Source organism: Granulicella cerasi (assembly GCF_025685575.1).
Lineage (GTDB): Bacteria > Acidobacteriota > Terriglobia > Terriglobales > Acidobacteriaceae > Granulicella > Granulicella cerasi.
The window spans coordinates 235401-260639 of sequence record NZ_JAGSYD010000005.1 but is presented as its reverse complement, the minus strand read 5'-3'; the positions used below and the strand labels follow the sequence as shown (position 1 = coordinate 260639).

The window sequence follows — 25239 nt, the reverse complement described above, 5'->3', positions numbered from 1 at the left end:
GAGACATGACTACAAGCACTTGATTCGCTAGACGGCCCAAGGCATTTTCCCGGGCGATTCGAGCACTGACACAAAGTGAGACGAGTCATCGCAGTTTGTCATCAGGGCAACAACGGGGTAGTGGAACCAGTGCCGGTTGATAATGCGGTAGCCCTACAGAGCATCCTGTTCAGATCTCCAGGCGTTGGAAACGAGCTGTTCCAACGCATTCCACGTACGTCCCCGGCGTTTCACTGGGATCAAGAGCGTCGCACGAGTACCCTTGCCATCAGAGTCCATAGAGAAAGTGGCTTGTATCGAAGAGGCTCTTTCTTGGACCCCTCGCAACCCGAAGCCGTCACGACCCGATTTTTCCTGGCCCATGGTTGAGCCATCATCTGAGACGGTCAGATGTACAGCATCCGGGAGAAACTCAACCATCAAATCGATCTGCGTGGCATGCGCATGTTTGAATGCGTTTGTGAGCAACTCTCTTGCTATCAGAAATAACTGCTCGTAGAGGTCCACCTTCATCGGGCGAGGATCTCCCAGAATCTTCACATCGACTGGGATCAGAGAATATCGACGTTCCAGATCCCGGATTGTGTACTGAATAGAAAAAGTGAAGTCCTCGAAGTTCTTCAGCGTGGCCCTGAGTTGGTGTATGCGTTCGCGACCCTCGTTGAGCAGTTGCTCCGATCCTGCTAGTGCATCCAACACTGTCGTGTGCAATGGAGTATGTTCCGGAATCTGCAGACTTATCGCCGCAAATCGGAGTACCAGACCTTGAGTCCCCTGTAACAAGGTGTCGTGGAGGTCGCGTGCGATACGCTCACGCTCCGCCATGCGTGTCTCGGCCTTTTCTCGGACACGCCGATGAACGCTGGCAAGCCTCAGGCGATAAAACAACCAGAGGAGACCCAACGATAGAAGGGCCATAAGCACCCGCACGCTCCGCCTCTGATAAAAGGTGGGCTGTACGTTGAACTCTGTCGACGCTCCGACGTTATTCCAGATACCACTACTATTTGCGGCTATCACGCGGAAGACATAATGGCCGGGTGGCAGGTTCGTATAGAAGGCCTCGCGCCGTGTGTCCGCGTCCTGCCAGTCCTTATCCCATCCTTCCAGTTTGTAGCGAAAGCGCACTCTTCTCGAATCGACGAAGCTGGTCGCGGTATAGGCGATCGCGATATCGCGGGACCGCGCAGGCAGTCGAAGCTCATTTGACGGAAGGTAGGTTTTATCGTCTGCCTGGATGCGCTCGATGAGGACGGGAGGCGGTCGCAGATTGGTGACCACTGCGGATGGGACGATCCTTTGCGCCACATGGTCAGTGGCGAACCAAAGATCGCCATTTGGCGCGAGGACTGCGGAGTGATCAAACGAGGCGAAGCCTGGTTGAGCTCCATCGGGTCGTCCTAGAATCGAAGTGTTCACATGGGTTGAAGGTGTCGCCAACCAACGCAGGATGTCGTCGTGACTGATACGCACGTATCCGCTTTCGGTCATGAGCCATTCGTTCTGTTGCGCGTCTCGCACGGCGGCGAAAATACGGCCGCCGTTGAGGCCGTTAGCCTTTGTGAGAACGCGCGATATGCCGTCTTTCCAAGCGACCAGCACATCACCTTTCGCTGTCCAGACATAGCCATCTGCCTCGTTCACGCTTACAGGCATCTTCGCTGGCCCGTTCTGCGTTGGCGTTGTCGGAGGCGCTCCAGAGAACACTTTTACAAGTTCGCCCTTCGTGTTTGTCAACCAGACACCGCCTCCCGAAGCTCGACTGATGAGCATGGCGTCTGAGATCGCGCCCCCGTTCCAGTGTTCCGGTGTAGCGCGCTCACGCAGATGAAAAAGTCCGCTCCCTCTGGCCCAAACGGAGTGATCCGTATCTTCGGCCAGACTGTAGACCATGCCAAGTGGCTGACGATCGGTGCCACGCACTTCTGTGAAACGCCCCGACGCATACCTCCAAAGGCCTGAGTCTAAACCGAGCCAGAGCGTCTGATGCGAGTCCATGAGTAGAGGACCGACAACTTTGCCGGGGAGTCCAGCTCCCGCTCGTAGAGAGCGAGGGACGCCATCCTCAATCATGTCGAGTCCCCCTTGATTGCCTAGCCAGACCTTATTCTTCGAATCCACAAAAACGGAGCTGACACTATCCGCTGTAAGACCTTCGCGCTTAGACCATGTTTCAACAGCGAGCTTGTGGAAGGAATCCAGACCTCCAGATGTTGCGATCCACATTGTGCCTTCGACATCGCAAAGGATATCCGTCACTTCATCACTCGAAAGTCCATCGCGCTCGCTGAAATGCTCCACGATCTGGCCTGAGATGCGGAACAAACCCCTGTTGCTGGTTCCAACCCAAACCGATTGAGCTGCGTCCACGTGAAGAGCTTGAATGATGGTGGAGTTGTCCGTATCCGGTAAGACCGTGTCGAATATACGGCCCTTGGAGATGCGCCGCAGAAAGGGGCGCCGCTCCTTTTCACCCATTCCCAAAACGATAGAGCCATCGTTGCCGGAGGCGACTATGGTCGCCTCGGGTGTGCGTGTCGCGTCAGCCTTAGTGTCGGTGTAGGGTAGGGCACCAGTAGCCGTCGAGCGCACTACGGACCCACTAGTTGTAACGACCCAAGGAGTGCCCTCTGCGTCGACGGCCACTGCCGCGCCGCGCGCCGGCAGAATGCTCGGACAGCTCCACGCGCCGGAGTGCATATGGCAGAATCCGCTGCCGTGATCACGTTGTCTTGTGCGGGCGATCCACAAGTCATCCGCCCCATCTCTCGCGATCATGTTGATCCGGCCGGTGAGGAACTTTCGCGCCATATCGCCCGTGACCTGATAGAGGCCGCTGCCGGTGCCAACCCACAGTACATTAGACTTCGCTGCGTTGAGTGAAAAGACGCGCGGATCAAGCGAGTCGCCTCCGGTCGATTGCCACGGTGTGAAGTGAACTCCATCAAACCGAAGCAGTCCGGAGTCGGTGCCAATCCACATGTATCCGTCAGAGGTCTGTGCAAGAGCCGTGACACCGGCTGGGATGTCTCCATCTCTCGACCGCCAGACGTTGTGGGCCAGTTGCGTAAGCCGAGGGCCGGTGGCCCATGCGAAAGAGCACCATACGTGGCAGATGAAGATCAGGGTGAATAGGAAAACGCGCACAGGTTGTCGTGCGGCCATCCCGCATTGTCTCGTCTTGTCGTTCACAGACTCAACCTCTCGTTTCGCTTCGGAGCCGATACGTCCACGTTATCCTTAGTTCTGGCACAGTGACGCAGAAAATCCTTATCGGTGCGGGGAAGCATGAATGACGACGGCGCAAGAATCATCCGACTGATGACGGTCGACGACCATCCTGTCTTCCGGGATGGGGTAGGTGCGATGATCGCAACCCAGAAGGACATGGAGCTTGTGGCTTCAGCGGCCACTGGCGAGGAAGCTCTCGAGCTTTTCGCGCTACATCGTCCGGACATCACCTTGGTGGACCTGCGGCTACCCGACATGAATGGGTTGGAGGTCATCGCCGCAATCCGTAAGAGATATCCGGTGGCAAGGACGATCGTGCTGACGACGTACAGCGGGGATGTGCAGGTGACGCGTGCTATGCGCGCAGGGGCATGCGGCTATCTGTTGAAGAGCATGCTGCGGCTCCATATGCTCGAAGCCATTCGCGTCGTACATGCCGGACGCCGTCACATTCCCCCTGAGATCGCGTCGGGCGTGGCGGAATATGCCGCGGACGACGTTTTGACTGCGAGAGAACTCGAGGTCTTGCAGGAGGTGTCTACGGGGAGCGCCAACAAGATCGTCGCGTCGAAGCTGAAAATCAGCGAAGACACGGTAAAGGCGCACATGAAAAGCATCCTCTCTAAACTCGATGCGAACGATCGTACGCACGCCGTTACTATCGCCATGCGTCGCGGCTTCCTCGATCTCATGTAGCCACATCACAGGTCAGATGAGATTTGTCTGAAGTAGTTATGGATGGAGGCGACGACCACAGATCCTTCTCCGACACCCGAAGCTACCCGCTTTATGGATCCTGACCGCACATCGCCAACCGCAAAGATACCGGGCACAGAGGTCGTGTACGGATCGAGCTCGTCTCCCACCGTTGCGCCGGTTCTGACGAAACCGTGGTCGTCCAGCTTGATGCAGTCAGCAATCCATTCAGTGCATGGGGCGGCGCCTATCATGACAAAGACGTTTCTGGTCTTCAACTCGGTCTCGACCCCTGTCGCGTTATTCCGCCAAATCACACCTTCGAGTCGTTCCTTGCCTTGCAAGGCGATGATCTCGGTCTGAGGGTGCAGGGTGATATGGCGTGAGGAGAGGATGCGGCTTACAAGGTATTCGGACATCGTGGCAGCCAATTCTTGGCCGCGGATCAGCATATGAACGTGCTGCGCATACCCAGCAAGGAAGACTGCAGCCTGTCCGGCCGAATTGCCGCCACCCACCACGATCACCTCTTCCTGATTGCACAAGCGTGCCTCGAGGGCCGTGGCGGAATAGTTGATCCCGTCCATGTCATAACGATCGAAGTTCGAAACATCGAGCCTTCTGTATCTTGCTCCCGTTGCGATCACAATCGCACGTGAACGTACCTGAAGCCCCTCTTCGAGCGTGAGACGGAATGGTCTGAGCGTACATTCGATCGCCGTGACATTCCTCGATATTGCGAGCTTGGCGCCGAACTTTTGTGCCTGGGTCTGAGCTCTTGACGCAAGCTCCATGCCCGAGATGCCAGAAGGGAAGCCAAGATAATTTTCGATGCGTGAACTGGTGCCCGCTTGGCCGCCTGGGGCATTCCCTTCTATGACGAGCGTCCTCAATCCTTCCGAAGCCGCGTAGACAGCTGCTGCAAGACCGGCCGGCCCTGCACCCACGACAGCCACGTCATATAGAAAGTTCTCGTCAATCTCCTCTGCGATCCCCAACGCGTCGGCAAGTTCTGCAACGCTTGGATTGCGCAGCACCGTCCCCGCGCAGATGACTACGGGCATCTCTTCGGGCAAAAGGCTGAATGCATCCGTGAGCCCGCCCGCCGCCGGGTCGAGATCCGTATCAAGCAGCTTGATCGGATAGCCATTGCGAGAAAGGAACCGTGCGAGACGCAGTGTGTCGAGAGATCTTCCCGGTCCGACGATAGCGACGCCCCCGAGAGAATGACGGATCAAACCCAGGCGTCGAAGGATGACCGCGCGCATGACGATGTCGCCGATGTCTGTCTCGCTGGTTACGAACTCGCGGAAACGGACGCGAGAGATGTGTAGCACTTTCGCGTCCGTTGCGGCTCTCGCTGTAACGAGCGCTTCTCGTTCTGTGAAGAGATCCAGTTCCCCGGTGAACTCTCGTGGGCCATGGAGAACGACCTGGCTGTCTTCGCCGCCCGCGTCTGGGCCTACAATCACGATGCTGCCGGATAAAACGATGAAGAAGTCCACGCCTCGAGTGCCCCGACGATAGAGGGACTGTCCCTCCGCGTATCGTTCAGTCACACCGTACTGCAGGCTTCGCGCGACCATCTCCGGGGTCAGCACCGGAAAGACGTACTCACGCACAGCATAGGGATCGCTGGGGTCCATCGGGGTCACGCTAGCTGGCTGCACGAACTACCTCACTCGTTATTCAGCTCAGTATCTCGACACAGTCTCACGTGCGACACACCCGTTAGAGACAGACTTTCCTCACCCAATGGAGTGAGGTTCACACTCTCCGATAGGGGCGAGACGGCGAAGGCATTGGATGGAAGCATGAGATTGCGATCCGCGGATGCCGTAGACCTTCCGATTTGGATGCGATGCACGCCGGACGTACATCGAAAGGACAAACACGCAATGAGCACATTGACGCTGAAAGACGGGACATCTCTGTACTACAAGGATTGGGGTGCGGGGCAGCCCATCGTTTTCTCGCATGGCTGGCCGTTGAATGCGGATGCCTGGGACGCGCAGATGCTCTTCTTTGGCGAGAGAGGCTATCGCGTAATCGCGCACGACCGCCGCAGCCACGGGCGCTCGTCGCAGACCTGGGATGGCAACAATATGGACACCTATGCTGACGATCTGGCGGAGCTGTTCGAGACGCTCGACTTGAGAGACGCCATCATGGTTGGCCATTCGACCGGCGGCGGCGAGGTGGTGCGTTACATCGCACGCCATGGCTCAAAACGCGTCGCGAAGACCGTGTTGGTGAGCGCGGTGCCACCGGTGATGTTGAAATCGGAGAAGAACCCGGCGGGCACCCCGATCGAAGTGTTCGACCAGATACGCGCCGGCGTGGCCGGCAATCGCTCCCAGTATTACAAAGACCTCGCGGTACCATTCTTCGGCTTCAATCGCTCAAGCACTCCCATGTCGCAGGGAACCATCGACACGTTCTGGCAGCAAGGTATGGTTGGTGGCGTCAAGGGCCACTACGACTGCATCAAGGCTTTCTCTGAAACGGATTTCGGCGACGATCTGACCAAGGTGGATGTCCCCATGCTCGTGCTGCAAGGGGATGACGATCAGATCGTGCCTTTTGCCGATTCGGGCAAACTGACTGCAGAGATCGTCAAGGGTGCCACGCTGAAGGTTTATCCGGGCTATCCGCATGGCATGCCAATCCTTCATGCTGACGTCATCAGCAAAGACATTCTCTCTTTCATTAAGGGCTAAGGTCCTTCCGCAGGAAGGCGAAGTGCGTCAGCGGTCTCCTGCGGAAACGCACCTACTCCCCACGATGAGTCTTACGGCGCACAGAAGTTCTGTGCGCCGATGCAAAACGAACTGCAGGCACGAAGGAGAACGACCATGAGCACCACGAAGGAACTGATTCAGCGCCAGAAGTCCCCCTTGGCGACGCCCTCCGACATCGACTCCGAATCGGCACGAGATATTGCAGGCGCCCTCAACGCTCTGCTCGCCGATGTCTTTGTTCTGTATCTGAAGACGAAGAATTTCCATTGGCATATGAGTGGCCCGCACTTCCGCGACTATCATCTCTTGCTCGACGACCACGGCGACCAGATCTATGCAATCACCGATGATATCGCTGAACGCGTTCGCAAAATCGGTGGAACCACCTTGCGTTCGATCGGCCACATTGCACGTCTGCAACGCCTCGCAGATAACGATGCCGAGTACGTCACACCGAAGGACATGCTCGCCGAACTGCACGAGGATGACAAAGCTCTGACCCTGAGCATGCGTGCTACACACGCTCTTTGCGACGATGCGGGAGATGTTGCTACGGCGAGCTTGCTCGAAAACTGGATCGACCAGTCTCAAAGACGCAGTTGGTTTCTGTTCGAGGCTACGCGAGACTAGCTGTGAATGCGGCGGTCGAGCATACTGCTCGGCCGCTACTCTGAGAACGCGCTCTGCATTGCAGCTAAGGAGAATGGATGATGAGCAACAACAAGAGTGACGCAAGCGATCCAGGACCCGAGAACAGGCCACTGCTCAAGGAAAATCCAAGCAGCAACCATCCTCCGTTTACAGATCGCGGAAATCCTGGACCTCTCTGGTACTCGTTCGATCTGGCGCCTAAGCGCGTTCAGGATGGCGGGTGGACCCATCAGGTCACGCAGCGCGAACTGCCTTCTTCGACAGAGCTGGCGGGAGTGAACATGCGGTTGACCTCAGGCTCCTTCCGCGAATTGCATTGGCATAAGGCTGACGAGTGGGCCATCATGCTGACGGGCAAGGCTCGGGTTTCGCTGCTGCAGGCGGATGGAAAGATGTTCATCGACGACGTTGAGGAGGGAGACCTTTGGTATTTCCCCGCAGGGCTGCCGCATTCCATTCAGGGATTGGGCGATGACGGCTGCGAGTTTCTCCTTGTTTTCGATCAAGGAGACTTTTCCGAAGACGACACCTTCCTCCTTTCGGAGTTCCTGGCTCATACCTCTCCTGAACTCGTAGAAAAGAACACGAGCTGGTCACGCGAGACCTATGATCAACTCCCGTCGAAGGAACTCTATATTTTTCCCGCGCCCATGCCCTCGTCTTTAGAGGATGATCGTCAATTTCTCGGAAAGCATCTTGAGACTGTAAACAAGTACACGTTCAAGATGGCTGCGATGGCACCTACGCTCTCGAATGACTCTGGAGATGCGCGAGTCGTGGACTCGAAAAATTTCCCCGTATCGAAGAATATTGCGGCAGCTATGGTGAGGATCAAACCTGGCGCTATGCGGGAGATGCATTGGCATCCGAATGGGAGCGAGTGGCAATACTGGATGCAGGGGAAGGGTCGGATGACGGTGGTCGCGACGGGCGCAACTGCGAGGACTGTAGACTTCCGCGCCAATGATGTCGGATACGTTCCCACCATGTCAGGCCATTGCATTGAGAACACGGGAGACGAAGACATCGTATTCCTGGAGTTATTCAAGGCGTCCTCCTTCGAGGACATCTCGCTGAACCAATGGATTGCCAGGATGCCGGATAGGATGGCAGAGGCGCATCTCAAGATTCCCGTTGAGAAAATACGAATGGCTCCGCAGGAGCGTCTCGCCGTGCTTGCGTTGACCGACTTGGCACCCGGACAGGACTGAGCATGAAGCCCGGTAAAGCCATTGTCGCAGGCGGTTCCGTAGGTGGTCTTTTCGCCGCAGTCCTTCTCGCGCGCGTCGGCTGGGAGATTGTGGTGTATGAACGCTCCTCAAGCGGTCTGTCGGGTAAAGGCGCTGGGCTCGTTCCGCAGATCGAAGTCGGCGACATCCTGCGAGAGATCGGTCAGGAAGACGTACTGAACTCCGGGGTTGTCGCGCATGAGCGTATCTTCTTGAACCGAGCGGGTGAGATCGTCCGAACGGTGCCCGTCCCACAAGCTCAGATGTCGTGGGACCTGCTTTTCAATGCCTTTCGAAGCCAGCTGAGCGAAGGTGAGTACAAGTCTGGAAAAACCGTCGTCGAGGTGGCATCGCATGACCATCATGTAGAGGTGCGTCTCTCAGACGGTTCGCACGACGCCGCGGATCTCCTGGTGGGAGCCGACGGCATTGGGTCCACGGTGCGAGCCTATGTCGCTCCGGGAACCGCCCCACGTTTTGCTGGTTATGCCGCCTTCAGGGGACTCTCCTCTGAAGCATTGCTGCCCGCTCAAAGTGCCGCAATCCTTTCGGACCGTTTCACTTTCTATGACGCTCCATGCATGCAGTTTCTCGGGTATACCGTGGCTGGACCGGATGGCAGTACGGTCGCAGGGAGACGTCGCTACAACTGGGTCTGGTATCGATCCTTGGATGAGTCTCAGCTTGATCGTGCTCTTACCTCCGATCATGGAGTGAGACGTTCCTATTCGGCGCCACCTCTGGGCCTCTCCACATCAACGCTGAAGGACTTGACCGAAAGCGCTGCGGCCTTGCTACCGACCGTAGTCTCCGAGGTGATCGCGAAGGAGCGAGCGCCGTTCGTGCAGGCGATCTTCGATTACGAAGCCCCAGAGCTGGTGCGGGACCGCGTGGTGCTGTTGGGAGATTCCGCGTTCGTGGTTCGTCCTCATACTGCTATGGGTGTATCGAAAGCCGCTGGTGATGCCATGATGTTACGTGATGCGCTTGTAGCAGCTCCCAACCTGAATGAAGCACTCAGGGCGTATGCCAGGGAGCGTAATCGTGTCGGAGCATTGATCGCCAGCTACGGGCGAAGACTTGGTGCGAGTTTTGCTGGTTGCTGATCGAGCCGCATTCTGTCTTCAGATCTCAAGCTTCACCTACGAGCCGCGTGCTCCGCGTCGCGGATGCTAATGCTTCAGCAAACCCGTCAGCAAGGTGGAAAGTCCGTTCCAGAGAATCTGCACACCGATGCAAAGCAGAATGAATGCCATGACGCGAAGAATTCCATGCGCTGTGGATGGCGGTATCGCACGCGTGATTCTCGCCGCATAGGCGTAGCAGTAGTACACAGCGACACTGAGCAGGACGATTGCGGCGAAGAGTCCGAGGTGGCTCAAAGTCATCGCGGTTCTGGTGCCGCCGGAGAAGCGGGCGCTCAGCGTAAGCAATACAACGAGGGTGCCCGGGCCTGAGGTCACAGGGAAGGTGTAGGGATAAAACGCCTTTTCCTGCAGGTTGTTGACGCCGCGAGCGGAAGCAAGCTGAGCTTCTTCACGCTTGTCGTTCGCCATCGCTTCTGAGTCCTTTGCGTTCAGGACGGACCAGCCAATCGCGGCGATCACGATGCCGCCAGAGACTTGAACAATCGGTAGTGATATCCCGAAAAAGTTCAGGATGGCTGAGCCGAGCAGCTCGAAGATGCCAAGAAAAATGATGTTGTTGAGGGCAATTTTGCGAGCGAGCGAGCGGTAGACGCTCGGCGGGACATCTCCGACGAGCCCGAGGAAAACGAGCGAGGAGCCAAGCGGATTGATCAGCGGGAGTAAAGCGCTGAATGCGATGAGAAACGAATTCCAGATGAGCAAAGATGGCTCCCTCTTGCACCATGCTAAACGCGATCGCCGGCCATTCCATGTGCACTGCTAGCAGCTGATCGAGATCTCGCATCCACAGACGATCCAGGGACGTGGGCCCACTGCCTGACGTGTGAAGCCGTAGCACTGAATCGCGCACATAGGCTCGGGCTCGAACAAAATCTCTATAAGGTCTGGCATGGTTTCGGAGAGGCCTCCGGAAAGCTGATGATTCGGTAGGGAGGGCCACCAGATTTTGGTTTCTGTCTGAGGCCGAATTCACTTGCTCGTTGCTCGTGCCGTCGGCTATTTTAGCGACGCCGAAAAAATGCCAGAAATCGAAACGTCATTTGCGGCGGCTTGATCTACTTCACTCCGAGAGTTATTCGATGCCCATTACAAGGCGCCATTTCCTGCAATCTGTCGCGGCCACAGCGACAGTTGCAACGTATCAACCCATCGCTTTCGCTGAAGCTCGACCTGCGATAGCGGGCATCGCCTATAAAGGCGAACACGTCCGCCAGCAGATTGACGGATTCGGTTTCTCTGAGGCGTTCAATCAGAGCGGACTCTTAAGGGTGCTCAGCGAAAAAGATCAGAATGATCTTCTGAACCTCATGTTTTCTCCAGCGGGAGGGATGGGTTACTCCATCTTGCGCAACCAGATCGGTGACGTGGATAAGGCGCGGGCCAACAGCGGGGATGTGCCAACCTTTGAGCCGAAGAAGGGCGAGTTTCAGTGGGCGGGCGATGAAAACGCTGTCTGGTTAATGAACGAAGCGAAGAAGCGCGGATGCACGCGTTTTCTCTCTTCGTGCTGGTCTCCGCCTGCGTGGATGAAGACAAACGGGGCCGTGCACGATAGTGCTCTGAAGAAGGAGTGTTATCAGGATTTCGCGGAGTACCTGGCGACGTATGTGCTCGAGTACAAAGCACGCTTTGGCCTGGACATCTATGCGGTGTCGCCTGCGAATGAACCGAACTTCACGCCGACGTTGAATTATGGATCGTGCAAGTGGACCGGTTCTGAGTTGTCGAAGTTCGTGCGCGAGAATCTTGTGCCCACGTTTGCGGCAAAGAATGTATCGGCAAAGATCGTGGTGGATGAGCATGAGCATTGGAGCGATGAGTACATCAACGTCGTGCTGGATGATGCTGCGAATGCGAAGTCGCTCGAGATCGTGGCCGCTCATGCGTATGCGCCGAACTCTGGTGACTTTGTTTCGATCAGTGCTCGTACCGGACGTTTCCAAAAGGCGCTGAGCCTGGGCAAGCGCGTCTGGGAGACAGAGGTTTCTGTCGGTACGGGGCCGCAGATCACGAACATGAACGATGGCGTTTATTGGGCGCGCGTGATCCATGCACACATGGTCGAGAACGATGTGAGCGCATGGCTCTATTGGTGGGGCGCTGCTTTCAACAACACGCGCAGCGGTTTGATCTGGATCGATTCGGCCAATAAGAAGTACCAGCTGAGCAAGCGCTTCTTTACGATCGGTCAATTTGCGCGCTTCATTCGTCCAGGCTTCCACCGCGTCGATGCGACGCCGAATCCCGCTCCCAATACGTACTTCTCTGCGTATCTTTCGCCCGATGCGAAGCGACTGGTTTGTGTGGCGATCAACGATGATGCCGTGGAGCGTTCGTTCACCATTCAGCCTGGAGGCTTTCCCGCGACGAGCTGCATTGCTGTGCGGACTTCAACGACGGAGACCCACGCAAAGCTTCCGCCGGTCACGTTACAGAATGGCAGCGCTGAAGTGGTCACCGCTCCACTCAGCGTGACAACGTATGTCTTCAACGCATAGAGACGCAGGGCAGAGCAGAAGAATGGGCGAGGCCAATGGCCTCGCCCATTCTTTTGTGGCGATGTTCGCTAGAAGTTATAGCGAGCTTCGAGTTCCATGACGCGACGGCCTGTCTTGTATCCTGCATAGCCGAAGCAGGTGGAGCCTGCCGCGCTGCAGTTACCGTTGTCGCCGTTGACGAGTTGTACGCCGGCGAAGCCTGCGCTGTTGGGGTCGTAGAGAGACAGCGTCGCTTCCTGCGGGTAGCGCGAGCTGAAGGTCGTGAGCGGGTGATTGAGGAAGTTGAAGGCTGCCGCGCGGAACTGCAGGTTACGCGAGTCCTTGATGACGAAGGTCTTCTGCACGGTGAGGTCACTGTTGAAGAAGGCCGGTCCGCGAATGTAGCCAAGGTTGACGGGGCCGTTGACGCCGCTGGAGGGAAGTCCGAAGCAGTAACCGTTGACGTACTGGTTCTTCTTGAGGCCTGCGGTGGGATCGCCAGTGGGGCAGTTGGCGGAGGGGCGCATCGTCGGCTGCAGAAGAACATCCGGCGTGCCGAGGATGATAGTGCTGTTGATGGCGCACGGCGTCGCACCGCCGTTGGAGCAGAATGCGCCGTTATAAGACGAGTTCGCGTTGCCGGCGAGGAAGAAGTTGGGGCTTCCCACGGCTTGCAAGTTCGGTCCGCTCTGCAGGTTCGTGATGCCGGAGATGAGCCAGTTGTTGACGACTCCGCGCAGGAGGCGGCTGGGGGAGTGGAAGCTGTTGCCGACGTCGAACGAGTAGCTCAGGTTGAGGATGTGCGTGCGATCAAAGGCTAGAGGGCCGTAGTTCGCGCGAAGGTTTGTAGGGTCTCCGGTGAGGCCGTTGCTATAGGCGCCACGTACGCCCTGCGCACGGCTCCATGTGTAGTTGAGACCGTAGTTCAAGCGACCCTTCTGGCGATTGAGGGAAGCCTGGAGAGCGTTGTAGTTGGCATAGGTGATGTGGCGAGGCACTCCGATGTGCGCATAGAACGGATACCGACGGTAGTCATTCTGCTGTGCCGTGGAGATCGTCGTGGGATTGGGGACCTGACCGTAGTAGGTCGAGTTGGGATTCGGATCCGGACGGAAGAACGCACCGATGGGGATCGCGTTGATGTCGCGCAGATCGTTCGAGTTGACGGAGGTGTTGGATGCGTTGTCCGTCAACAGATCTGTGCTGGTGTTGCCAACGTAGGCGATATCGAAGACGGAGTTGCCGGGCATGCGCTGAGAGACTGAGAAGCTATAGGTCTCCGTGAGCGGTTGGCGGTTGTCCTTGGGGTCGAGAGCGAAGACGTTGCCGCCATAGCTCGTGACGCAGAGCGCCTGCTGCGAGGTCGTGGGGCACGGCATTGACTGGCTTGCTGCGACGCTCTGCAGTTGATTGAACGCCGTGTAGCCGTTTGGCCCGCTGTAGTTCAGTGTGAAGATTCCCTCAGGAGTGGAGGCGGGGCCGATGAAGTCATTCCATGAGTCGTGTGCGCGATACATGCCCCAGCCACCACGAATGATGGTGTTGCCGGTGCCGAAGGCATCGAAGGCGAGACCGAAGCGTGGCGAAACGAAAGCCCAGCGTCCGGGAGCGCCGGAGCTTGCGGCGCCGTTGTATCCAGCATTCGCATTCAGGTTGCGATCACCACCAGCCCAACGAACGCCGGGGAAGAAGGCCGAGCCGTCGCCGTTGATGACGCCGGTCGTATGCGGGTCGGTCTGATAGAGAGCATCGCTGAAGATCGGCAGACCGAGGCCGTGCTTGTCGCGCCAGGGGCCGAGGTGATCGAAGCGGACTCCATAGTCGAGCGTAAGGCGCTTGGTGATCTTGTAGCTATCGGTGACGTAGCCAGAGACTGTCCAGTAGAAGAGGTTCGTCGGCTGGTTCTTGTTCTGCTGTGTATAGGAGCCCATTGCGCCGAGGAAGAGGTCGGCGAGATAGTTCTCAGCGCAACCTGCAGCGCCACCGCACTGCGTCACGTTGCCGATGTAATAGGTGGCGATGGTGCCGTTTGTCTGTGGGCTGAGGTTGGTCTGGTTGGCGGTGTCGCGCTCTGCATAAACGCCAACCTTGAAGGTGTGATCGCGCCAGACGTAGGAGAAGTTATCGCCCCCTGAGGGGAGGAACTTCTTCGCGAAGTACTGGCCTGCGGAGAAGTCAGGAAGGATCGCGAAGGGAAGCGGTTGTGCGCCCGTCGTGCTGTAGGTCGCAAAGCTCGGCAACTGTGTGGTGGCGGTCGGGAAGAACTCCGCACTGGAACTGTAGCCCCATGTGGACTGCTGCAGCGCGTTCTTGTTGCCGGGGTTGTAATACTGCTCCGAGGTGGAGATGCCGACGAACATTTCGTTCGTCATGTGCTGGCTGATCACCCGAGTGTAGTTGATGCTGCCGAGGTTCGAGCGTGAAGTGGAGTTCGTCTTGCCAGGGGTGTTGACTCCGCCGAGGATCGCGGAGTTGCTGGTGCCCGGCGAGTAGTAGATGTTCTCCGGGATGCCGGTCGTGGTGCCGAACTGTCCGTTATACACAACGTAGATCTTGTTGGAGTCGTTCATTGCGTAATCAACGCGAAGACGAGTCTGGAAGAGGTTCGGGTTGATCGTATTCAGTGTCTTATAGTTGAAGCCCTTCACCGTGGGGCCGGTGGGAAGCGGATACAGACCGTTGAGGACGGCGGCCATGTTGGGTTCGATGCCACCCGTGAGTACACCGCCCGTGAAGTTACGCGTTTGGCCGGTTGCCGAGAGATAACCCGCGTTGGTGGTGGCCGGAAGAGCGCACTGATGCAGGTAGTTCACCAGCGTGCCTGAGGCGTTGCACTGTGTGGTCAGCGTTCCCTGATCGACGCCGAGGTAGTTGGAAAGGGACTGCACGGAGAAGTCGCCGTTGCGCATGGCCTGCGTCGGCACGAGCGCCTGCAGGAGTGCCTTGGTCGGATTGCCGTACGCATAAGAGTTCTGCTGGACGTAGCCTTCGCCGTTGAACTGGAAGGTCAGCTTGTGATTCTTGTTGAAGCTGGTGCCGGGGATGATGAGTGGTCCGCCTACGCCGACACCGGGGTAAAGGTAGCGATCAGGTAGCTGCGGAAGACCCTGGTATTTGGCGAACCAGTCCTGCGCGTTCATCGCGTAGTGGCGCACATAGAGCTGCGCGTTGCCGTGGTAGTTCTGGCCGCCCGACTTACCTACAGCCGTGATGACCGTGGGACCCTTCGCCGTATCGGCGCCGAAGTTCGAGGTCTCGATCTTTACCTCCTGCACCATGTCCATGTTCACGATCTGTGTCTGGCCAGCTCCCGAACCGGGGTCGGTAACGTTGGCGCCGTCCGCGATAACGCTTGCGCCGTTTGCGGTGGCGCCGTTGCCTACGTAATTGGCGAGGCCCGAGTAAGAGCCCGCAACTTCCGCCGAGCCACTGGAGTTATCGAGGCCGCTCTGCACCTGAGAGAAGCCTGCCTGCGTACGCAGCAACTCTGAAACATCGCGGCCGACGGTGGAAAGCTTCTGAATGTCTTTGGCGGTGATGAGGGAACTGCGCTCGCCTGAAGTGGCGATATCGGTGTTGGCTTCGACCGTGACGCTGACATTCTCCGAACCGATCTGCATCTTCAGTTCAGCGATGTTGAGCTGGTCGTTCGGATGAAGCTCGATGTTCTTCGTCAGCAGCGTCTCGAAACCTTCGCGTGTGATCGTCAGCGTGTAGGTCGCTGCGGGGACGAAGTTGAAGTTGAAGACGCCTGACGCATTCGTTGTGGTCTTGCGCTGGTCGCGGCTCTTGCTGTTACGCAGCACGACGAGCGCACCGGGAATTCGGGCTCCTGAAGAGTCGACAACCGTGCCGCTCATGGAACCGTTGATCGTCTGCGCCAGAAGGCTGCTGCGAAGCATGCAGCTCAATGCGCAGAGGATGACGAAGAGAGTCGTTTTGCGGAAGAAATGGCTCATGAAGTTCACCAGATAATGCTTTGCTGAAAACGTAAGTTTCTCTGCGGTCGCCGAGGAACGGCTCGGCGACCGTGGGGAAGGAGCGGCGAGGTGCAGCTACTGCACCGTCAAAGTGACAGCGGCTGTCTCGGAGCAGGTCACGACAGTCCCACCCGCAGGAGTTGCCGTGCATCCTGAGGCATAGCCGCTATAGGTGTAAGCCGCACTCGTAGTGGCTGAGGCAGTGACGGTCACGTTGTACGTTCCCTTCGGTGTGTCGCCGTGAAGTTGTGAACCTCCGCACCCGCTTGCGGTGATTGACAGACCGAGTCCCACGACAGCGAGCATCGCGGAAAGGCCGTGGCGCCAGGCGCCGTGAAGATGGCGGCGCTTCCAGAACGCGAGCGGTGCCAGAAGTGTGAGGGAGGTGAGGATGCCGAGCCATGTGTTGCTGAACGAACCGGTGACCGGCTGAGATACGACAGGAGTCTGTCCTGTGAGGATCGTCAGCGTTACGGTTTGCGGCGCATCCGTCGCGAGCAGGAAGCGATTCGGGCTGAAAGAGCAGACGGTGTTTGCCGGAAGCCCGGAGCACTGCATGCCGATCGAACCAGCGAATCCGCCCAGTGCGGTAACGGTGAGGTTTTTGCTGACGGAGCCGACTTGAGCCACAGAGAGTGCGTTGGTTGCCGGTGTCACGATCACTGTGGGATAGGTGACGATGATGGTCGCTGTTCCCGAAGAGGTGAGGTAGTTCACATCACCCGCGTACGTTGCCGTGATGACATCCGTACCCGCAGGCAGGGCGGTGGTCTGCAAGGTTGCGACGTACGAAGAGCCGGACGCCGTGAGCGACGCAGTGCCCAACGTCGTCGTTCCGACGCTGAAGGTCACCGTGCCGGTGGGAGGCGTGGTGGCGCCTGGCACAACCTTCGCGGTGAACGTGACAGACTGCGAGACGCTCGACGTTACAGGATTTGCTCCTGCTCCTGAGATGGTGAGCGAGGTTGTGGAGGCCACCTTGCTGACGGTGACGGTGATGCAGGAGTTCGCCGGGCGATAGCTGTTGTCGCCCGTGTAGCTGCCGCACACGGTGTGCGCACCGCCGGTCAAGCCGGTGAGCGTGATCGTCGTGATCCCCGAGCTGTTGATGGCGGTGCCGGTGCCTTGCGAGTTGCCATCGACCGTAAAGCTCACCGTGCCGGTGGGCGTGCCTGCAACGGCGGAGGTGACCGCCGCCTGCACGGTCACCGGCGATCCGAAGACTGCGGTGCCGGAGGTCTGTGTGAGCGTGAGCGTGTCCACCGCGAGATCAACGCCGAGTCCGGTGAGGGTCAGGGTCTTGGTCGCGTTGATGGCATTGCTGTTGAAGGTGAGAACGTCGGTGGCAGCACCAACGGTCGTCGGCGTGAACACTGCAGAGAGCGAGCAGCCGTATCCGCTGGCAAGTGTTGAAGCCGCGGCGCACCCGTTGGTGCTCGGCGCGGTGACGCTGAAGTATGTGGGCGTGGTCGACACCGCGACATAAAGAGGCGTGCCGAAGATGAGGGAAGTGTTGCCCGCGTTCGCGATCGTGGCGTTCTGCGAGGAGGTGCTTTGCGGAATCTGCACACGGCCCAGCGCGAGCGTGCCTGCGCTGCGGTTCAGCTTATCGACGACAGCGGTCGTGCGATCCGCGACGTAAGCATTGCCTGCGTTGTCCACCGCGACCGCGTACGGAGCGACGACGGTTCCGCTGATGAGGTACTGGTCGTTCGTGTTGAAGGAGGTTCCTTCAAGCGGGATTTTAACGACGCGCGCGTTGCCCGAATCGGCCACATACACGCTGCCAGAAGCGTCCGTTGCGACGCTGGTCGGCTTGGAAAACGCGGAGCTGATCAGGACAGCGTTACGGCCGACATAGGCGATGCGCGATACCGCGTTGGCACCGTAGTCGGCGACGAAGAGATTACCGCTCGCGTCGGTAGCTAGAGCGATCGGTGAAGTGAACGTACCGACTGAAAGCGTACTGGCCGACGAGGGAACGCCACCAATGTTGAGCAGTTCCGTAACCGTGGTCTTCGCGGTGTCGGCCACATAGAGATTGCCGGCAAAGTCGAGCGCGATGCCGGTCAGCGTTGAACCACTGCCGGTGTAGATCACGCTTTGCGAAGCGTTGGCCAGTGCGCCGGAGACGACAGGGACCTTCACAACGCGAGCGTTACCGGAGTCTGCGATGAAGACGTTGCCTGCGTTGTCGAGTGCAACGGCGGTCGGCGCTTTGAGTCCGGTACCGATGCTCGTGGGTGTTCCCGTGCCGCCCGCGTAGCGAAGCACGGAGTTTGCAGAGGAGTCGGCGACGAAAACGTTGCCGCTTCCATCGACCGCAACTGCTCCAGGCTGCGTGAAGCCGCTGCCGATTGCAGAGAGCGTGCCGGGGTCGTTGGTCTCCAGCGCACCCTGACCCGTGCCGGAGAGCAGCGCAGTTGCAACGGCTACACCGCTGCTGTTGTTCAGCGTGACGGCGCCTGTCTGCAAGCCAACGGCGGTGGGAGTGTAATTCACGTTGACGGTGCAGGTGCCGTTCGCCGCGTAGGCGGCAGCCGCGCAGGAGCCTGCCGTATAGGTGAATCCCGCGCCGGATGAGGTGATGCTGCTTACACCGGTGCTTGCGGTGAAGACGAAGGTGACACTCGTGTTCGATGTGGATACGGCTGTGCCGACCGTTGAAGAACCGAGCGGGATGCTGTTCAGGTTCGCGACGTTGAGGTTATTTCCGCCGGAGTAGCCCAGGTAATACATCTCGTTGTAGCGGCTGACGCCGACTGCGCCGCCAGAGTATCCGCTGTAGACCGGGAACTGCTTGGAGGTCACCACGGCGTTGTTGACTGCAGGGAACTCGTAGATGAGATAGGGGCTGGCCGAAAGCGTGACGTAGAGGTTGCCGAGGTAGTCGGTGGAGAGGCCGCCGATGGTGGAAAGGCCGTTGCCAAACGCGACGGGTGTCGTCGTGCCTGCAGCGATGCTCGTCAGCAGTGTCCCGTTGGTATAGAACACATCGCCCGCCGGATCGACGGCGATCTGCGCGCTGGCAGAAGCAGCGGATACGTTGGAGGCAACCAGGCTCGGCGTGTAGGTGCCGCCACTCGTGCCCTTCGTGAACTTGAGAATGCAGGCGTTGGTGCAGCTACCGTTTGAGTAGATATTCAGCATGTATGCGTTGCCGCTCGCATCCATCGCCATGTCCACGGGCTGATAGTAGTACGCGGCCACGGCGCCGACGCTGCCGAACTGGTAGCAAGCGGAAACCGTGGGGGAGTACGACGCACAAGACGGCGTGCTGCTGGTGATGGTGATGCCCGTCGCATACGTGTTGTTCAGGTAGGGGAACTCCACGACATTTCCGCCGTAGGGATTCGGCACGTAGAGGTTGTTTGCGGAGTCGACGTACACGTTACGCGCGCCGCTGAATCCGGTGGCGATCTGCACCGGCGTTGTCGTGCCGCGTGGAAGCCAATACAGAATGGCGCTGTTGCTGTAGGTCTCGTTGACGTAGAAGAGGTCGCCGTTGCTGTTCACCGCGAGATGGCCCACGATGGGGCTGGGGAAAGAGGCCAGCACATTTTTGCTGGCGCTGGCGGTTGCCGTAGGTACCGTCTGCGACCGCAATGGCTGACCCAGCCCCAAAACTGCGAGGAGAAGGGCAAAGAACACAGTCGCCCGCTGCGCGGTGAGTCTGTTCGGAAGAAACTTGAAAGGCATGAAATCACTCCAGCTCGGTTCAGTGGGCTGTTTTCAGGCGCAGGTTCGCGTTGCAGATCTCAGGGGTCTCCTGATGCATCCGCGAAGATAGAGCGCGTGCGAAGAACAGCTTTTTAGAACGGGCGAAATATATTGAGAGCGGTTCTTACCTGTCAATTGTTTTTGTGAAGAAAAATCACAATATTCGACGAAAAATCGAATTGTCTTGAGAGAAAACGATTACCTGATTCTTCGACAGATGGGTTGCGAGGAAGGAAGTACGTCGCATTGCGTCGATCGCACAAAAAAATCCGATAGGGCTCGAATGTGTCTTCGGCGATCCATCTGCAGACAGGTTGTATCGTGTCCGGGCTGGTTTGTAGCGCGTTGTCCTATCATGGGGGAATACGAAAGACGCTCATGAAAACGATCAGCAAGTCGAACAAACTGTCGCACGTCCTCTATGACATCCGCGGGCCCATCACCGAACGGGCCAAACAGATGGAGGATGAAGGACAGAAGCTCATCAAGCTCAACATCGGCAACCTGGCCGTGTTCGGCTTCGATGCGCCCGAAGAAGTGCAGCGGGATATGATCCGCAACCTGCCGAACTCGGCAGGGTATTCAGACAGCAAAGGCATCTTTGCGGCTCGTAAAGCGGTGATGCACTACACCCAGACACAAGGCGTGCAGGGTGTCACGCTCGATGACATCTATCTTGGGAACGGCGCGTCCGACCTGATCGCGATGGCGGTGAACGCGTTACTCGACGACGGCGATGAACTGCTGCTGCCGACACCCGACTACCCGCTGTGGACGGCGGTCACGAGTCTCTCTGGTGGAAAGCCCGTTCACTATCTCTGCGATGAGGCGAACGACTGGATTCCGGACCTCGACGACTTGCGCTCGAAGATCACACCGCGCACGAAGGGCATCGTAGTCATCAACCCGAACAATCCGACCGGCGTGGTCTACTCCGATGCGGTGCTGCGCGAGATCGTGGCGATCGCTCGTGCGCATGGGCTGGTCCTCTTGGCGGACGAGGTCTACGACAAGGTGCTATACGACGAGGTGAAGCACACCGCGTTGGCGAGCCTGTCGACGGATGTACTGACGCTAACCTTCAACTCGTTGTCGAAGAGCTACCGCGCGTGCGGCTACCGCGCCGGCTGGCTGGTGGTGACGGGTGACAAGAGCCGTGCCCGCGATTACATCGAAGGCCTCGACATGCTCGCCAACATGCGGCTGTGCGCCAATGTGCCGGGGCAGTGGGCGATCCAGACAGCCCTGGGTGGTTATCAGAGCATCGTGGACCTGGTACAGGAGGGCGGACGCCTGCGTCGTCAGCGCGATCTTGCCTATGAACTGATCACCGCTATTCCGGGCGTGAGTTGCGTAAAGCCTCAGGCTGCGCTGTATATGTTTCCGCGCCTCGATCCGAAGGTCTATCCGATCAAGGACGATCGGCACTTCTTCATGCAGATGCTCGAAGAGACGCGCGTGATGCTGGTGCAGGGGACTGGCTTTAATTGGCCGCATCCCGATCACTTCCGCATCGTCTTCTTGCCGCACGAGACGGATCTACGTGAAGCGATCGGTCGCATCGCCAAGTTCCTTGAGGACTACCGCAAGAAGCTCGGCACCGCGTGACTCAATTGCAGAAGTGGCTCCTCTGAAGACGTGATTGGATCTCTTCATGGGATGCCCTTTGGCGATGGATCACCTGCCAGTGACGGCTAAAGACGATGTTCGCAACGCAACGATCGGCAATGGCCGATGCTCGTCATCATGTCTCCGAGCAACTCGGATGATCACGGCGAGTCAGGCGAAGATTGCGTTTCGCAAAGCCATTTGACACGCGTTTCACACTGTGTCAGGCTTGTGGCTTACCACCCCGCAACGACGTATGAACGAAATCCTTGTGCAGTAGAACCAGAGTAGCCACTACTGCATGTGAACCTCCTTCTTGGGTGTGACGCGGTCGCGTTGGCATCTGGGAACGAGTGTAGGTAGTTCCGTTTCACAGACCGGAAATCCGGCCTGCAGGATGCGTGTTTTCAGGGCTCGGTGTGTCCTGTACTTGTCCAGATTCTCCGGTGATGTATTGCATTTTCTGGAGGACGTAAATGACTCAGTTGTTTTCTGCATTGAAGCGGAGAAAGCTGTCCGCTATTGCAAGTGTGGCGTTTCTAGGTCTTGGTTGTTGTGCTGCTGTTGCGCAGACCGCTGTAGACGGCGCGGTTGGTGGAACGGTTGTGGACGCTTCGGGCGCCGCGATTCCTAATGCGAAGATCGTTGTGCACAGCACGGCGACGAACGCGGAGTCGACGGTCAAGGCCGATGCGGCTGGCTACTTCCGTGCTCCGCGTCTCATTCCGGGCGACTACACGGTGAGCGTCAGCTCCGATGGCTTCGCGTCCTACATCGCGCAGCACGTCATCGTGCAGGTGGGTAAGCTCACCGAGGTAACGCCGAAGCTCACGCTTGGAGCCTCGCAGACGACAGTACAGGTCTCCGGCGATGTCCCGCTGATCAACACTGAGTCCTCCGACTACACTACCGACTTCAATCCCACGGCGCTGAGCTCGCTGCCGATCAACGGTCGCCACTGGACGAGCTTCGCGCTCCTCAGCCCCGGCGTTACGCTGGGCAATAGCGCTTTCGGTCTCGTTAGCTTCCGCGGCGCCAGCAACCTGCAAAACAATTTTCTCGTGGACGGCGTGGATGACAACGATGCCTTCCAGTCCGTCGAACGTGGCTACACGCGTGTGGGCTACTCCACCGCAGAAGATGCCATCCTCGAGTTTCAGGTGCTCACCTCGAACTTCTCCGCGCAGTACGGTCGTGCGTTGGGCGGCGGTGTAAACGCGGTGACCCGCTCCGGTGGAAACACCTTCCACGGTGACGCATTCGAGTATTACCGTGACAACGACTTCGGAGCGACGAACCCTTTCAACATCCTTCAGACCATCCCTACCTACCAGTGGGTGAAGCCGAAGGACAAGCGCCACCAATACGGCGGCAGCTTCAGCGGCCCAATCATCAAGGACAAGCTCTTCTTCCTCTTCGCCTTCGATCAGCAAAAGCGTAACTTCCCGATCGTGGCTGTACCGACGCCGCAGTTCACCGCATACTCCAATGCGGCCTATAACAACTGCAGCAACGGTGCCGGCGGTACGGTGGACGCCGTCACTTGCGCTCTCAACCGTGGCGTGACAGCGGCGCAGATTACCGCTGCTGAAAATTTCATCACGGCACAGTCTGGCATTGCGCCGCGTCAGGGCAACCAGATCATCAACTTCCTGAAGCTCGACTATAAGATCAACGACAAGAACCAGGCGTCGATCTCCTACGACCGTATGCGTTGGGATTCGCCGAACGGCATTCAGACCAACCCCGTAGTCCGCCGCGGTATCACTTCGCTCGGCAACGACTACGACAAGGTGGACTCGATCATCGGCAAGGTCACGACCATGATCACGCCGAAGCTCTCGAACGAAATTCGAATCGGCTACGGTCGCGAGTACGACAGCGAAAACCAGACCCCCGCGCTCTCCATTGAGCCTGTTGGCAACGGCGGTCTGCCTCCCGGTGCAAGCATCTCCAGCAACTCGGGCTTTGTCATGGGAACGCCTTCTTATATTCCGCGCACAAACTATCCTGACGAGCGCGTCATCGAAGCCACCGACAACGTCAGCTGGTCCAAGGGGCAGCACACGCTCACGATGGGCGTGAACTTCCACTACGTGCAGGACAACATCATCGACGTCGATTACAAGTACGGCGTCTTCAACTACACTCGCGCAGCCGATTTCTTCACCGACTACGCGTACTACATGGGCAATACCGCTGCCACTTGCAACAATCAATTCACCTCGGGCGCTGGCACCGGCCTGCCTTGCTACACAACGATGCAGCAGGCCTTCGGTCGTGCACAGTTCGTGTATCACACCAACGAATATGCGGCCTATGTGCAGGACGACTGGAAGATTCTTCCGCGTCTGACCCTGAACCTCGGAGTTCGCTACGACTTCGAGCAGCTGCCCAACCCGAAGATCCCCAGCGCTGCGGCACAGACCGCGTACAAGCCGAGCGATAAGGACAACTTCGCTCCTCGTATCGGCTTCGCATGGGATGTCTTCGGCACGAACAAGACGCTCGTACACGGTGGATACGGCATCTATTACGGCCGCATTCAGAACGGCAATATCTTCCGTATGTTGTCCGCTACTGGCAGCTCTGGCGCTCAGTTCCAACTCTCCACCAGCCAGGCGAATGGCGCCACGGTCCGCTACCCGAACATCGTTTCGACCGCTGTAGCTCCGGTTGCTTCGAACGTCGCAGCCTTCGCTCCCAACTTCCAGGTGCCGTACTCCACGGAAGCGGAACTTGCGTTGCAACAGGACCTTGGCTACAAGACCGTGCTGGGAATCGCCTATCTTGGGTCCTTCGGTCGTAAGCTTCCAACGCTCATCGACACCAACATCAACAGGAACGTAAGCACGCTCTCGTCGATCTCCTTCACCGGCGGTCCGCTGGCAGGGAACACATGGAGCATCCCGGTATACACCGCACGTTCACTCACCAATGCAGCGAACGGCGTTCCGTACGTGGCTTACTCTCAGCTCTTCTCCGCAGCCAACAGCAGCTACAACGCTCTGGCTGTGACGGTCGAGCATCGCATGGCGCAGGGTGTTCAGCTTTCCGCAAGCTACACCTTCTCTAAGGCGATGGATTACCTCTACAACCAGACCGCGATCCCTACGGAAACCAACGATCCGACGGATCCGAACACGCTGGCGTATGACAAGGGACGTTCGGTCAACGACATACCACAGCGCTTCACCGGCAACATCACCTTCCAGCCGACCTTCAAGATCGAGAACAAGATCGCGAGCCAGGTTGCGAATGGATGGACGCTCGCTCCTGTCTGGACCGTGCAGTCGGGCGTTCGCTACAGTATGGGCCTCTCCGGTGGTACCGCTGTTACGGGTGCTTCGGCTTCGTCCTTCAACGGAACCGGTGGCGTCAACGTGGTGAACTTCCGCGCTTACCGCAACCTCGGCAACAACGCATCGCTGCCGGGCGTGGAACGCGATCAGTTCAAGTACGCCAATATCGATGAGGTCGATCTGCGCCTTTCGCGTGGCATCACCTTCATGGAGAAGTACAAGCTGACGCTCGCAGCGGAGGTCTTCAACATCCTGAATCGCCAGCAGTTCTCCGGCTACAACACGACCGCCTACACGCTGTCGGGCTCGGCAGCCGCTGGCTACACCGCCGCTTATCAGTCGACCTTCGGTACGCCGAGCCAGTCGGGCAACACTATCTATCGCGAACGCCAGCTCCAGCTCTTTGGACGCTTCGAGTTCTAAACCGCACACGCAGCAGGACTTGCTGGAAAGCGT

Annotated in this window: 13 protein-coding genes; 8 read left to right on the top strand and 5 right to left on the bottom strand. The window is 58.1% G+C overall.

All coding sequences use genetic code 11. The annotated features are described in order from the left end of the window. Window positions 1-153: 153 nt before the first annotated feature. Complete coding sequence (locus OHL11_RS16155; RefSeq protein ID WP_263372586.1) at window positions 154-3165, bottom strand: sensor histidine kinase; 3012 nt, start codon at window positions 3163-3165, stop codon at window positions 154-156. Between the two features lie 123 nt (window positions 3166-3288). Between OHL11_RS16155 and OHL11_RS16150 the strand changes: the two genes are divergently transcribed. Continuing rightward, a complete protein-coding gene (locus OHL11_RS16150; protein WP_263372570.1) occupies window positions 3289-3927 on the top strand; it encodes a response regulator in 639 nt (212 codons plus the stop codon). A gap of 5 nt (window positions 3928-3932) precedes the next feature. On the opposite strand, the gene OHL11_RS16145 is transcribed toward OHL11_RS16150, so the two are convergent. Then, window positions 3933-5573 (bottom strand): FAD-dependent oxidoreductase, encoded by a 1641-nt coding sequence (locus OHL11_RS16145; RefSeq protein ID WP_263372585.1) that lies wholly within the window; start codon window positions 5571-5573, stop codon window positions 3933-3935. A 252-nt stretch (window positions 5574-5825) separates the two neighbouring features. Between OHL11_RS16145 and OHL11_RS16140 the strand changes: the two genes are divergently transcribed. The 4 genes from OHL11_RS16140 to OHL11_RS16125 all read left to right on the top strand — a co-directional run bounded on the left by OHL11_RS16140 (window position 5826) and on the right by OHL11_RS16125 (window position 9654). Then, window positions 5826-6647 carry an alpha/beta fold hydrolase gene (locus OHL11_RS16140; protein WP_263372569.1) on the top strand — a complete coding sequence of 274 codons (822 nt, stop codon included), beginning with the start codon at window positions 5826-5828 and terminating at the stop codon, window positions 6645-6647. Window positions 6648-6746: 99 nt separating this feature from the next. After that, window positions 6747-7298 (top strand): Dps family protein, encoded by a 552-nt coding sequence (locus OHL11_RS16135; RefSeq protein WP_263372568.1) that lies wholly within the window; start codon window positions 6747-6749, stop codon window positions 7296-7298. Window positions 7299-7378: 80 nt separating this feature from the next. Continuing rightward, the gene (locus tag OHL11_RS16130) at window positions 7379-8530 is read left to right on the top strand and encodes a cupin domain-containing protein (protein WP_263372567.1); all 1152 of its coding nucleotides are present in this window, start codon (window positions 7379-7381) and stop codon (window positions 8528-8530) included. A gap of 2 nt (window positions 8531-8532) precedes the next feature. Next, window positions 8533-9654 (top strand): FAD binding domain-containing protein, encoded by a 1122-nt coding sequence (locus OHL11_RS16125; protein ID WP_263372566.1) that lies wholly within the window; start codon window positions 8533-8535, stop codon window positions 9652-9654. Window positions 9655-9720: 66 nt separating this feature from the next. Here the strand turns inward: OHL11_RS16125 and OHL11_RS16120 are convergent, their stop codons facing one another. Then, window positions 9721-10398: a MarC family protein gene (locus OHL11_RS16120; RefSeq protein WP_263372565.1), complete on the bottom strand. Its 678-nt coding sequence runs from the start codon at window positions 10396-10398 to the stop codon at window positions 9721-9723. Between the two features lie 377 nt (window positions 10399-10775). Between OHL11_RS16120 and OHL11_RS16115 the strand changes: the two genes are divergently transcribed. Next, window positions 10776-12194 carry a glycoside hydrolase family 30 protein gene (locus OHL11_RS16115; RefSeq protein ID WP_263372564.1) on the top strand — a complete coding sequence of 473 codons (1419 nt, stop codon included), beginning with the start codon at window positions 10776-10778 and terminating at the stop codon, window positions 12192-12194. A gap of 68 nt (window positions 12195-12262) precedes the next feature. Here OHL11_RS16115 and OHL11_RS16110 read toward each other — a convergent pair whose 3' ends face one another. Together OHL11_RS16110 and OHL11_RS16105 are read right to left on the bottom strand one after the other, a co-directional pair. Next, window positions 12263-16132, bottom strand: a complete 3870-nt coding sequence (locus OHL11_RS16110; RefSeq protein ID WP_263372563.1) for a carboxypeptidase-like regulatory domain-containing protein — start codon at window positions 16130-16132, stop codon at window positions 12263-12265. A gap of 96 nt (window positions 16133-16228) precedes the next feature. Continuing rightward, window positions 16229-19852, bottom strand: coding sequence for an Ig-like domain repeat protein (locus OHL11_RS16105; RefSeq protein ID WP_263372562.1), 3624 nt, complete (start codon window positions 19850-19852; stop codon window positions 16229-16231). A 399-nt stretch (window positions 19853-20251) separates the two neighbouring features. On the opposite strand from OHL11_RS16105, the gene OHL11_RS16100 reads away from it, so the two are divergent. Beyond that, on the top strand, window positions 20252-21481 hold the full coding sequence (locus OHL11_RS16100; protein ID WP_263372561.1) for a pyridoxal phosphate-dependent aminotransferase: 1230 nt from the start codon (window positions 20252-20254) through the stop codon (window positions 21479-21481). 476 nt (window positions 21482-21957) lie between these two features. Next, the gene (locus OHL11_RS16095; RefSeq protein WP_263372560.1) at window positions 21958-25206 is read left to right on the top strand and encodes a TonB-dependent receptor; all 3249 of its coding nucleotides are present in this window, start codon (window positions 21958-21960) and stop codon (window positions 25204-25206) included. Window positions 25207-25239: the final 33 nt, after the last annotated feature.